This is a genomic window from Streptomyces sp. NPDC006134, assembly GCF_040628835.1.
Lineage (GTDB): Bacteria > Actinomycetota > Actinomycetes > Streptomycetales > Streptomycetaceae > Streptomyces.
In genome coordinates, this window is record NZ_JBEXTV010000010.1 from 17,656 (window position 1) to 30,921 (window position 13,266).

Genomic DNA, 13,266 nt, shown 5'->3' on the forward strand with positions numbered 1-13,266 from the left:
GGTTCTGAGAGACCTGAGGGTCCTGAGGGAAGAAGGGGAAACCCTGCTTCCGCCTCATCCATCGGCGTAGCGTCGGCTGCGCGTGCCACCCTCACCCCGCGGCCACCGCACTCCCCGAAGGGCGGTCGCACTCCCAGCACACCCACCAGGACCGGCGAACCACGTGAGCTCCTCCTCCACCACCAGGCGCCCGCCGCACCCCCAGGCGCGGCGGGGGACCCGTGGCGCCTACCGTCTGGTCCGTACCCCGCCCGCGCGGGTGGATCCCCCTCGTCTGGACGCAGCGCAGCGCGCCGTGGTTGACCACAGGACCGGGCCCCTGCTGGTTCTCGCGGGGCCCGGCACCGGGAAGACCACCACGCTCGTCGAGTCCGTGGCGGCCCGGATCGACCGGGGCGGCGACCCGGAGCGGATCCTGGTGCTGACCTTCAGCCGCAAGGCGGCCGTCGAGCTGCGGGACCGCATGGCCCTGCGCATCGGCGCGGCCCGCGCCCCCCGGGCGACCACCTTCCACTCCTTCGGCTACGCCTTGGTCCGCGCTCACCACGGCGGCGACCGGTCCGCGGAGCCGCCGCGGCTGCTGTCCGGCCCCGAGCAGGACGTCACCGTGCGCGAGCTGCTCGCCGGCCAGACGGACCTGGAGCGGCTCGGGCTCGCGCACGTGCGCTGGCCCGACGAGCTGCGTGCCTGCCTGACCACCCGCGGCTTCGCCGACGAGGTCCGCGCGGTCCTCGCCCGCAGCCGCGAGCTCGGCCTGGGCCCCGGCGCCCTGGACGCCTTCGCGCGGCGCATCGGCCGTCCCGACTGGCGGGCCGCCGCCGCCTTCCTCGCCGAGTACCTCGACGTCCTCGACCTGCAGGGCGTCCTCGACTACGCCGAACTGGTCCACCGCGCGGTGCTCCTCGCCCGCCGCCCCCAGGTCGCCGAGCGGCTCGCCGCGCAGTACGACGCCGTCTACGTCGACGAGTACCAGGACACCGATCCGGCCCAGGTACGGCTGCTGCGGGCCCTGGCCGGCGGCGGCCGCACCCTGGTCGCCTTCGGCGACCCCGACCAGTCGATCTACGCCTTCCGCGGCGCCGACGTGAACGGCATCCTGGACTTCCCGCACGCTTTCCCTCGCGTGGACGGCCGCCCCGCCCCCGTGCAGGTCCTGCGCACCTCCCGCCGCTCCGGCGCCGTCCTGCTGGACGCCACCCGGCGGCTGGCCCAGCGCATGCCGCTGCCCCGGCTGCCCGCCGACAAAGCGCGCGCCCACCGCGAGCTGTCCCCCGTACGGGACGGGGGCCGCGTCGAGGCGTACACGTACCCGACGCCCGGCACGGAACTGGACAACATCGCCGACGTCCTGCGCCGGGCCCACCTGGAGGACGGCGTCCCCTGGAGCGAGATGGCCGTCCTGGTACGCGCCGGCTCCCGCATCCCCACGCTCCGCCGCACCCTGACGGCGGCCGGCGTCCCGCTGGACGTGGACGGCGACGACCTGCCCCTGCGGCACGAGCCCGCGGTGGCACCGCTGCTGACGGCACTGCGCGCGGTGGCGACGGCGGAGGCGGCGACGGCGGCCCGGCGGCCCGGCACCGGCACCGGCGGGCCCGGATTTGGCGCCGACGGCCCTGGGGCGAGTGCCGACGGTTCTGGGTCGGGTGTCGATGGTGCTGGGCTGAGTGTCGACGGTGCTGGATCGGGTGTCGATGGTGCTGGGTCGGGTGTCGACGGTTCTGGGTTGGGTGTCGATGGTGCTGGGGCGGGCGTAGATGGTCCTGGGTCGGGCGTAGATGGTCCTGGCGGGTTGGGCGTTGATGGCGCTGGGGCGGGCGTCGACGGTCCTGAGCCGGGCGCCGATGGTTCCGGGCCGGTTGCCGACGGTCCCGAGCCGGGCGCCGATGGTTCCGGGCCGGTTGCCGACGGCCCTGAACCGAGCAGCGAGGGTCCCGGAGCCGACGCCTGCTGGCTCGACACCGAGACCGCCCTGACCCTGCTCACCTCCCCCCTCGCCGGCATGGACGCCGCCGACCTGCGCCGCCTCGGCCGGGCCCTGCGCGACGAGGAGCGCGCGGCGGGCAATCCGCTGCCGCCGCCCTCGGACGAGCTGCTCGCGCGGGCGCTGGCCGAGCCCGAGCGTCTCGCCGTGCACGACCCCGCGTACGCGCGGGGCGCCCAGCGCCTCGGCGCGCTGCTCCGCACGGCCCGCGAGCGCCTCGCGGCCGGCGGCACGGCCGAGGAGGCGCTGTGGGACCTGTGGGAGGGCACGCCGTGGCCCGGGCGCCTGGAGCGGGCCGCGAGGCGCGGCGGCGCGGCCGGGCGCAACGCCGACCGCGACCTGGACGCCGTATGCGCGCTGTTCGCGACCGCCGCGCGCGCGGAGGAGCGCACCGGCGGCCGGGGCGCCCTGAACTTCCTGGAGGAGATCGAGGCCCAGGACATCGCCGCCGACACCCTCACGCGGCGTGCCCTGCGCCCCGAGGCCGTCCGCCTGATGACCGCCCACCGTGCCAAGGGCCTGCAGTGGCGCCTGGTCGTCGTCGCGGGCGTCCAGGAGGGCCTGTGGCCGGACCTGCGGCGCCGCGGCTCCCTGCTGGAGGCCGACCGGATCGGCCGGGACGGACTGGCCGAACCGCTCACCCCGGGCGCGCTGCTCGCCGAGGAGCGCCGCCTGTTCTACGTGGCCGCCACGCGCGCGCGTGAGCGTCTCGTCGTGACGGCGGTGAAGGCACCGGCCGACGACGGCGACCAGCCCTCCCGCTTCCTGGCCGAGCTCGGCGTCGAGCCGAAGGACGTCACCGGCCGCCCCCGCCGCCCGCTGTCGGTCGCGGCACTCGTGGCCGAGCTGCGCGCCACCACGGTCGACCCGCACGCGTCCGACGCCCTGCGGGAGGCCGCCGCCCACCGGCTCGCCCGCCTCGCCGCGCTCGCCGACGAGGACGGCCGCCCCTTGGTGCCGGCCGCCCACCCCTACCGCTGGTGGGGCATGTTCGAGCCCACCGAGAGCAAGGTGCCGCTGCGCGACCGCGACAAGCCCGTCGTGCTGTCCGGCAGCGCCCTGGAGCAGCTCGCGCGTACCTGCGCCCTGCAGTGGTTCCTGGGCCGCGAGGTGAAGGCCGACGCGCCCGCGACCGCCGCCCAGGGCTTCGGCAACGTGGTGCACGTCCTGGCCGACGAGGTCGCCTCCGGGCGCACCCCGGCCGACCTCGACGTCCTCATGGAACGCCTGGACTCCGTGTGGAACGCGCTCGCCTTCGACGCGCCGTGGAAGTCGGCCCAGGAGAAGGAGAACGCGCGCCTGGCGCTCGAACGCTTCCTGAAGTGGCACGTCGACGCGAACGGCGCCCGCGCGGGGCGCAGGCCGGTCGCCACCGAGCACGACTTCGACGTGACCCTGGAGGCCGGCGACTACGAGGTGCGCATCCGCGGCCAGATGGACCGCGTCGAGACCGACGGCGAGGGCCGCGCCTACGTCGTCGACTTCAAGACCGGCAAACAGGCGCCCAGCGCGGCCGACGTGGCCCGCCACCCGCAGCTCGCCGTCTACCAGCTCGCCGTCCGTGAGGGAGCCGTCGACGACGTCTTCGACGGGGTGCGCCCCGAGCCGGGCGGCGCCGAACTCGTCCAGCTGCGCCTGGGCGCGGCCAAGAAGGACGGCGGCGAGACGCTGCCCAAGGTGCAGGCGCAGCAGGCCCTGGAGGGGGAGGCCGGGGAGTGGGTCGGCGAGCTGCTGGCCACGGCCGCCGGCAAGGTCCTGGATGAACGGTTCACTCCCGCCACGGGCCAGCACTGCACGCACTGCGCCTTCCGGGCGTCGTGCAGCGCGCGGCCCGAGGGCCGGCACGTCGTGGAGTAGGGCAGTGGAGTAGAGCGGCGGAACGCGGAGCCCCCAATGGGCGGAGAGCCCTCAATGTGCGGGGAGCCCTCAATGTGCGGGGAGCCCTCAATGTGCGGGGAGCCCCCAATGGGCGGAGAGCCCCCAATGTGCGGGGAGCCACCGGTGCGCGGGGAGCCACCGGTGTGACGGATGGCACCACCCGTTCCGACCTGCGCTTGTTCCCGCTCCCGAGGCCGCCGCGGCCTCCCCTGTCAGTGGCCGCGGCTAGCCTCTTGGACGTGCCCGCCCGTATCACCGATCCCGAGCAGCTCAAGGAGCTCCTCGGGATCCCGTTCACCCCCGAGCAGACGGCCTGCATCACCGCGCCGCCCGCTCCGCAGGTGATCGTGGCCGGCGCCGGGTCGGGCAAGACGACGGTGATGGCGGCGCGCGTGGTGTGGCTGGTCGGCACCGGCCAGGTCGCGCCCGAACAGGTACTCGGCCTCACCTTCACCAACAAGGCCGCCGGCGAGCTCGCCGAGCGCGTCCGCAAGGCACTGGTCAAGGCCGGCGTCACCGACCCCGACGTCATCGACCCGGACAACCCGCCGGGCGAACCGGTGATCTCCACCTACCACGCCTTCGCCGGGCGCCTCCTGGCCGACCACGGCCTGCGCATCGGACTGGAGCCGACCTCCCGCCTGCTCGCCGACGCCACCCGCTACCAGCTCGCCGCGCGGGTGCTGCGCGAGGCCCCCGGCCCCTACCCGGCGCTCACCCGCTCCTTCCCCGACCTGGTCGGCGACCTCCTCGCCCTCGACGCCGAGCTCGCCGAGCACCTCGTACGGCCCGAGGACCTGCGCGCGTGGGACGCCGGGCTGCTGCGCACCCTGGAGAGCGCCAAGCTGACCAACGCCGACCTGCGCAAGGTCCCCGAGGCCGCCGCCGCCCGCCGGGAACTCGCCGACCTGGTGATCCGCTACCGGGCCGCCAAACGCGAACGCGACCTGCTCGACTTCGGCGACCAGATCGCCCTGTCGGCGCGGCTCGCCGCGGTCCCCGAGGTGGGCCGCATCCTGCGCGACGAGTTCCGCGTCGTCCTCCTCGACGAGTACCAGGACACCTCGGTCGCCCAGCGCATCCTCCTCGCGGGCCTCTTCGGCGGCGGCACCGGCCACCCCGTGACCGCCGTCGGCGACCCCTGCCAGGCCATCTACGGCTGGCGCGGCGCCTCCGTCGCCAACCTCGACGACTTCCCCGAGCACTTCCCCCACGCCGACGGCCGCCCCGCCACCCGCCAGGCGCTCAGCGAGAACCGCCGCAGCGGCGGACGCCTCCTCGACCTCGCCAACGGCCTCGCCGAGCCCCTGCGCGCCATGCACGCGGGCGTGGAGGCCCTCCGCCCCGCCCCCGGCGCCGAACGCGACGGGACGGTCCGCTGCGCCCTGCTGCGCACCCACGCCGAGGAGATCGACTGGATCGCCGACTCCATCGCCCATCTCGTACGGACCGGCAAGGCACCCGGCGAGATCGCCGTCCTGTGCCGCACGGCCACCGACTTCGCCGAGATCCAGGGCGCCCTGGTCGCCCGCGACGTGCCCGTCGAGGTGGTGGGCCTGTCCGGCCTGCTGCACCTGCCCGAGGTGGCCGACCTGGTCGCCGTCTGCGAAGTCCTCCAGGACCCCGGCGCCAACGCCGCCCTCGTCCGCCTGCTCACCGGTCCGCGCTGGCGCATCGGACCGCGCGACCTCGCCCTCCTCGGCCGCCGCGCCCGCCTGCTCGTCTCCCACGCGCGCGTGGACGGCGACGACGACCCCGACCGCCGGCTCGCCGCGGCCGTCGAGGGCGTCGACCCGGCCGAGGTGATCTCGCTCGCCGACGCCCTCGACACCTTCCTGGAGACGCCGCTGGACGGCACGGGGGACGACGACGGGCTGCCGTTCTCCCCGGAGGCGCGCGTGCGGTTCGCCCGCCTCGCCGCCGAGCTGCGCGACCTGCGCCGCTCCCTGTCCGACCCGCTGATGGACGTCCTGCACCGCGTCCTGGCCGTCACCGGCCTGGAGGTCGAGCTGTCGGCGTCCCCGCACGCCCTGGCCGCCCGCCGCCGCGAAACCCTGTCGAACTTCCTGGACATCGCCGCCTCCTTCGCCGCGAGCGACAACGAGGCCACCCTGCTCGCCTTCCTCGGCTTCCTGCGCACCGCCGCCCAGTACGAGAAGGGCCTCGACAACGCCCTCCCCGGCGGCGAGAACACCGTCAAGGTGCTCACCGCTCACAAGTCCAAGGGCCTGGAGTGGGACGTCGTCGCCGTCCCCGGCCTGGTCACCGGCACCTTCCCCAGCGGCCAGGGCCGCGAGAAGTGGACCGCCCAGGGCAAGGTGCTGCCGCACGAACTGCGCGGCGACGCCGACACCCTGCCCGACGTCGCCTCCTGGGACGCCAAAGGGCTCAAGGCCTTCCACGAGGCCATGAAGGACCACCAGCACACCGAGGAGCTCCGCCTCGGCTACGTCACCTTCACCCGCCCCCGCTCCCTCCTCCTGGGCTCCGGGCACTGGTGGGGGCCCACCCAGAAGAAGCCCCGCGGACCGTCCGCCTTCCTCCAGGCTCTGTACGACCACTGCGCCGCCGGATACGGCGAGATCGAGGTCTGGGCGGACGAACCCGCCGAGGACGAGGAGAACCCCGCCCTGCACCAGGCGGCCGCCGACCAGGTCTGGCCACTGCCCCTCGACGAGGCGTCCCTGGCCCGGCGCCGGGCCGCCGCCGAGACGGTCCTGGCCCACCTGGACGCGCTCGCCGCCCGTCCGGACGGGCAGCGGGCCGCCGTACACGACCCGGACGGCCACGACGACCCGGACTGGCCGCCACCCCCGGACGACGAGACTCCGTTCGACGGCGAGGACCCGTTCGCCGACGCCCTTCACGGCGAGGACCCGTTCGACGATGAGGTCCTCCGCGATGAGGACCCGTTCGACGACGAGGTCCTCCGCGGCGGGGACCCGTTCGACGACGAGTCCCTCCGCGACGGGGACCCGTTCGACAGTGAGGTCCTTCACGGCGAGGTCTTCCACGGTGAGGACCCGTTCGCCGACGACGCCCTCCGTGGCGAGGACCCGTTCGCCGGTGACACCCGGTACGAGGAGCACGGCACGCCCGCCGGCCGTGACTCCTGGGCCACCGCGCGTCCGACCGTTCCCCACCAGGCCACGGCTCCGGAGCAGCCCGCCGGAGCCGACATCCCGCGCCCCCACCCTCCGCACCCGGAACCGGCCCCGGCCCGCCGCCGGACCACCGCCCCGGCCGGTCTCACCCCGGAGGAGGCCCGCACCGTCGCGTCCTGGGACCGTGACCTCGACGCCCTCACCGGAGAACTCCTGCGGGCCCGGCAGAGCGTCACCGAGGTGCCCCTGCCGGCGTCGCTGACCGCGTCGCAGCTGCTGCGCCTGGCCGCCGACCCCGACGGCTTCGCCCAGGAGCTGGCCCGCCCCATGCCCCGCCCGCCGCAGCCCGCCGCGCGCCGCGGCACCCGCTTCCACAGCTGGGTCGAGGCCCGCTTCGAGGAGCTGACGCTGCCCCTGCCGGAGCCGGACGAGCCGCCCGCCGACGACGCCGAGATCGCCGACGAACGCGACCTGGAGGCCCTCAAGGACGCCTTCGAGCGCACCGCGTACGCCCACCGCACGCCCTACCGCGTCGAGGCGCCCTTCCAGCTCGCCCTCGCCGGCCGCGTCGTACGGGGCCGTATCGACGCCGTCTACAAGGAGGGCGACGGCCCGGAGGCGACGTACGAGATCGTCGACTGGAAGACCGGCCGCACCCCCACCGCGGACCCGCTCCAGCTCGCGGTGTACCGCCTGGCCTGGGCGGAGCAGCAGGGAGTGCCGCTGGAGTCGGTGACGGCCGCCTTCCTCTACGTGCGCACCGGTGACGTCGTACGCCCCGACGGCCTCCCGGACCGTCCCGCGCTGGAACGTCTGCTGCTGGGCGAGCCGCCCGGTGACGAACCGCACGACCGGGTCACCGGTGCGGGCCGATAGGCTCGTGGGTATGAGCCAGCCCGTTGACAGTGCCGTCAGCGCCGTCCGTACGTACATCGCGCAGCACCGCGTCGCCTTCCTCGACGACCTCGCCGAGTGGCTGCGCATCCCGTCCGTGTCGGCGCAGCCCGCCCACGCGCCCGACGTCCGGCGCAGCGCCGACTGGCTCACCGCCAAACTGAGGGAGACCGGTTTCCCGGTCGCCGAGGTCTGGGAGACGCCGGGCGCCCCGGCCGTCTTCGCCGAGTGGCCCGCCGCCGATCCCGCGGCGCCCACCGTCCTCGTCTACGGCCACCACGACGTGCAGCCCGCCGCCCGTGAGGACGGCTGGGACAGCGAGCCCTTCGAGCCCGTGGTGCGCGGGAACCGCCTCTACGCGCGCGGGGCGGCCGACGACAAGGGCCAGGTGTTCTTCCACACCCTCGGCGTCCGCGCCCACCTGGCCGCCACCGGCCGCACCGCCCCCGCCGTGCACCTGAAGCTGCTGATCGAGGGGGAGGAGGAGTCCGGCTCCCCGCACTTCCGCGCCCTCGTCGAGCAGCGCGCCGAGCGGCTCGCCGCCGACGCCGTGATCGTCTCCGACACCGGCATGTGGTCCGAGGACACCCCCACGGTGTGCACCGGCATGCGCGGCCTGGCCGAGTGCGAGATCCGGCTGTACGGTCCCGACCAGGACATCCACTCCGGTTCCTTCGGCGGCGCGGTGCCCAACCCGGCCACGGCCGCCGCCCGCCTGGTCGCCGCCCTGCACGACGAGCACGCGCGCGTGGCGATCCCCGGCTTCTACGACGGTGTCGTCGAGCTCACCGACCGCGAACGGGCGCTCTTCGCCGAGCTGCCCTTCGACGAGCGGCGATGGCTGCGCACGGCGAAGTCCCACGCCGCCCACGGCGAGGCAGGGCACACCACCCTGGAACGCATCTGGGCCCGCCCCACCGCCGAGGTCAACGGCATCGGCGGCGGCTACCAGGGCCCCGGCAGCAAGACGATCATCCCCTCCTCGGCCATGGTGAAGCTCTCCTTCCGGCTGGTCGCCGGCCAGGACCCCGGCCATGTCGAGAAGGCCGTCCGCGCCTGGGCGGCCGAGCAGGTGCCCGCCGGCATCCGGCACGAGGTCACGTTCGGCGCGGCCACCCGCCCGTGCCTGACGCCGCTGGACCACCCGGCCCTGCAGTCGGTGGTCCGCGTCATGGGCCGCGCCTTCGGCAAACCGGTCCTCTTCACCCGTGAGGGCGGTTCCGGACCGGCCGCCGACCTCCAGGAGGTCCTCGGCGCACCGGTGCTCTTCCTGGGCATCTCCGTCCCCTCCGACGGCTGGCACGCCCCCAACGAGAAGGTGGAGCTCGACCTGCTGCTCAAGGGCGTCGAGACCTCCGCGTACCTGTGGGGCGACCTCGCGGAGCACTGGCGCCATGCGCCCTGAGCCCGGCGCCCCCGCCGGGCGGGCCTCCCGCGCGGGGCACACTGGAAGAACCGCCCCGTACCGCCCGTACCGCCTGTACCACTCGTCCCGCCCGGCCCGCCCGGCCCGCCCGGGCCCGATCGCCTCCCGCCGTACGTCCCGCCGAACCGCCGCCGAACCACAACCGCCGCACCGGGGGAGTTGGAAGCACCCGTGACCACCTGGACCGACGACCACACCACCGATCGCCCCATCTCGCTCACCGCCCCGAGCGGCATCGACCGCGCCGCGCACCACCGGCTCGACGAGGCATGGCTCGCGGCGGCCTGGAGCCACCCCTCGACGCGCTGCTTCGTGGTCTCCGGCGGCCAGGTCCTCATCGACGAGACGCCCGACGGGCGCACCGAACTCGTCATGACGCCCTCCTTCGAGGCCCCCCTCACCGAGGCACACCGCTACTTCCTCGGCATCGACGAGGACGGCGTGAGCTACTTCGCCCTCCAGAAGGACGCGCTGCCCGGCCGCATCGACCAGTCCGCCCGCCCGGCGGGACTGCGTGAGGCGGGGCTGCTGCTGTCGCCGCGCGACGCGGGCCTGATGGTGCACGCCGTCGGCCTGGAGAACTGGCAGCGCACCCACCGCTTCTGCTCCCGCTGCGGCGAGCGCACCGTCATCGCCGCGGCCGGCCACATCCGCCGCTGCCCCGCCTGCGGCGCCGAGCACTACCCCCGCACCGACCCCGCGGTGATCATGGCCGTCACGGACGAGGACGACCGCATCCTGCTGGGCCGCCAGGTCCACTGGCCCGAGGGCCGCTTCTCGACCCTCGCCGGCTTCGTGGAACCCGGCGAGTCCATCGAGCAGGCCGTGCGCCGCGAGGTCCACGAGGAGGCCGGTATCGCCGTCGGCCCCGTCGAGTACGTCGCCAGCCAGCCGTGGCCCTTCCCCTCCAGCCTCATGCTGGGCTTCATGGCCCGCGCCGTCTCCACCGACATCGACGTCGACGGCGACGAGATCCACGAGGCCCGCTGGTTCTCCCGCGACGAGCTCACCGCCGCCTTCGAGTCCGGCGAGGTGCTGCCGCCCTACGGCATCTCCATCGCGGCCCGCCTGATCGAGCTGTGGTACGGCAAGCCGCTGCCGACACGCGGCTTCGTCTGACACACGACCGAGGGGTGGCCGTCCCGCACCGGGACGGCCACCCCTCGGCCTTGTCTGAACCGCAGAACCGCAGAACTGCTGAACCGCAGAACTGCTGAACCGCAGAACCGCTGGATCGCAGAACCACTGAACCGCAGGACTGCTGGACCGCTTACGCGCCGATCTTCTGCTTCACCTGCGCCAGCGACGGGTTCGTGAGCGTCGTGCCGTCCGGGAACAGCACGGTCGGCACGGTCTGGTTTCCGCCATTCGCCTTCTCCACGAACGCGGCGGACTCCGGGTCCTGCTCGATGTTGATCTCGGTGTATTCGATGCCCTCGCGGTCCATCTGGCTCTTCAGCCGACGGCAGTAGCCGCACCACGTGGTGCTGTACATCGTCACAGTGCCCGGCATGTCTTTCGCGCTCCTTCGGCGACGGGGATGTCTCGCAGGGAGGGGAACGCCCGGGAGAGCGGCACCATTCCCGCACCGTTCCCGGGGCGGGAGCGACTCCCACCGCGTCGGTACGACTATCACACCCTGCCTGTGGACAACCGGCGCACCCGTCACCGGCGACCTGGCAGCATGGCTGTGTGACAGCAGCAACGCATTCCACCCTCTTCCCGCAGGTACCGGACTCGGCCGACGCGGTGCTCGAAGGGCTCGACCCCGAGCAGCGCGAGGTGGCCACCGCCCTGCACGGTCCGGTGTGCGTGCTCGCGGGCGCCGGCACGGGAAAGACCCGGGCGATCACCCACCGCATCGCCTACGGGGTGCGGGCCGGCGTCCTCCAGCCCTCCAGCGTGCTCGCCGTCACCTTCACCAACCGTGCCGCCGGGGAGATGCGCGGACGGCTGCGCCAGCTCGGCGCCGCCGGCGTCCAGGCGCGTACGTTCCACTCGGCGGCCCTGCGTCAGCTCCAGTACTTCTGGCCGAAAGCGATCGGTGGCGCCATGCCCCGGCTCGTCGACCGCAAGGTCCAGCTCGTCGCCGACGCGGCGGCCTCCTGCGGTTTCCGGCTCGACCGGGGCGAGCTGCGGGACGTCACCGCCGAGATCGAGTGGTCCAAGGTCACCCAGACCGTCCCCGCCGACTACGTCCTCGCCGCCGGGAAGGCCGGCCGGGAGGCGCCCCGCGACCCGGCCGAGATCGCCCAGGTGTACGCCGCCTACGAGGACCTCAAGCGCGGGCGCGGCGTCATCGACTTCGAGGACGTGCTGCTGCTGACGGTGGCCGTCCTCCAGGACCGGTCCGACGTCGCGGAACAGGTCCGCGCCCAGTACCAGCACTTCGTGGTCGACGAGTACCAGGACGTCAGCCCCCTCCAGCAGCGGCTGCTGGAGCTGTGGCTCGGCGACCGCGACAGCCTGTGCGTGGTCGGTGACGCCAGCCAGACGATCTACTCGTTCACGGGAGCAACCCCGGATCATCTGCTCGACTTCCGCGCCCGCCACCCGGACGCCACCGTCATCAAGCTGGTCCGTGACTACCGCTCCACCCCGCAGATCGTCCGGCTCGCCAACGGGCTGCTCGCCCAGGCCCGCGGCCGGGCGGCCGACCACCGCCTGGAGCTGATCTCCCAGCGCCCGCCGGGCCCCGAACCGGTCTGCACCGAGTACGCCGACGAGCCCGCCGAGGCGGAGGGCGCCGCCCGCCGCATCCGCGAGCTGATCGACTCGGGCGTCCCGGCCGGCGAGATCGCGGTCCTGTTCCGCACCAACGCCCAGTCGGAGACCTACGAACAGGCCCTCGCCGACGCCGGAATCCCCTACCAGCTGCGGGGCGCGGAACGGTTCTTCGACCGCCCCGAGGTGCGCAGAGCCGGGGTCGCCCTGCGCGGTGCGGCCCGCTTCGGCGGCAACGACTCCCTCCTCGACGACGCCGTCGACCTGCCCTCCCAGGTGCGGGCCGTGCTGTCGGGGGAGGGCTGGACCCCGCGTCCGCCGGCCGGTTCGGGGGCCGTCCGGGAACGCTGGGAGTCTCTGGCCGCCCTGGCGAACCTCGCGCAGGACCTCGCCGCCGTCCGGCCCGACGCCACCCTGAGCGACTTCGTCACGGAACTCGACGAGCGGGCGAGCGCCCAGCACGCGCCGACCGTGCAGGGCGTCACCCTCGCCTCCCTGCACTCGGCCAAGGGCCTGGAGTGGGACGTCGTCTTCCTGGTCGGGGTCGCCGAGGGCATGATCCCGATCACCTACGCAAAGACGGACGAGCAGATCGAGGAGGAGCGCCGCCTCCTCTACGTCGGCGTCACCCGCGCGCGCGAACGCCTGCACCTGTCCTGGGCGCTGTCCCGCTCGCCCGGCGGCCGCCCCGGCCGCCGTCCCAGCCGCTTCCTCGACGGGCTGCGCCCCGGTTCCTCCGCCGTGGGCGGCCGCCCGGCCGCGGGCGGCCCGGGAGGTGTGGAGCGCGGCCGGGCGGGCGGCGCGCCCTTCGGTGCCGCCGCCCCGCGGCGGACCCAGCGCACCCCGGCCCGCTGCCGGGTCTGCGGCCGTCCCCTCACCGACGGGGGCGAGATGAAACTGATGCGCTGCGAGGACTGCCCCTCCGACATGGACGAGGGCGTCTACGAGCGGTTGCGCGCCTGGCGCGAGGTCCAGGCGCGGCGCAGCGGGCAGCCCGCCTTCTGTGTCTTCACCGACAAGACGCTCATGGCCATCGCCGAGACCGTCCCCGAGGACGAGCGCGAACTCGCGCGGATCCCCGGCGTCGGCGCGCGCAAACTCACCCGCTACGGAGCCGACGTCCTCGCCATCTGCGCAGGCCGGAACGTCGACGGGCTTGACGAACCGGGCTGATGCCGACTCGTCGAAAAAATAGTTTGCGCATGCCCCAGCAATCCCCATAGGTTCTTGGGCACGGGAACAGCGGCCTTCCCGGA

Annotated in this window: 6 protein-coding genes; 5 read left to right on the forward strand and 1 reads right to left on the reverse strand. The window is 74.4% G+C overall.

Going from position 1 to position 13,266, the window contains the following annotated elements; genetic code table 11:
* Positions 1-163: 163 nt before the first annotated feature.
* The 4 genes from ABZ340_RS08820 (at position 164) to nudC (ending at position 10,405) form a co-directional block, all read left to right on the forward strand.
* Entirely contained in the window at positions 164-3,841 is a 3,678-nt protein-coding gene (locus ABZ340_RS08820; protein ID WP_358781049.1) for a UvrD-helicase domain-containing protein, read from the forward strand.
* A gap of 260 nt (positions 3,842-4,101) precedes the next feature.
* On the forward strand, positions 4,102-7,842 hold the full coding sequence (locus ABZ340_RS08825) for an ATP-dependent DNA helicase (protein ID WP_358781050.1): 3,741 nt from the start codon (positions 4,102-4,104) through the stop codon (positions 7,840-7,842).
* Between the two features lie 10 nt (positions 7,843-7,852).
* Positions 7,853-9,265: a dipeptidase gene (locus tag ABZ340_RS08830; RefSeq protein WP_358781051.1), complete on the forward strand. Its 1,413-nt coding sequence runs from the start codon at positions 7,853-7,855 to the stop codon at positions 9,263-9,265.
* 192 nt (positions 9,266-9,457) lie between these two features.
* Positions 9,458-10,405 (forward strand): NAD(+) diphosphatase, encoded by a 948-nt coding sequence (gene nudC, locus ABZ340_RS08835; RefSeq protein WP_358781052.1) that lies wholly within the window; start codon positions 9,458-9,460, stop codon positions 10,403-10,405.
* 151 nt (positions 10,406-10,556) lie between these two features.
* On the opposite strand, the gene ABZ340_RS08840 is transcribed toward nudC, so the two are convergent.
* Entirely contained in the window at positions 10,557-10,799 is a 243-nt protein-coding gene (locus ABZ340_RS08840) for a mycoredoxin (RefSeq protein ID WP_358781053.1), read from the reverse strand.
* Positions 10,800-10,978: 179 nt separating this feature from the next.
* On the opposite strand from ABZ340_RS08840, the gene ABZ340_RS08845 reads away from it, so the two are divergent.
* Complete coding sequence (locus ABZ340_RS08845) at positions 10,979-13,183, forward strand: ATP-dependent DNA helicase UvrD2 (RefSeq protein WP_358781054.1); 2,205 nt, start codon at positions 10,979-10,981, stop codon at positions 13,181-13,183.
* The last annotated feature ends 83 nt before the right edge of the window (positions 13,184-13,266 follow it).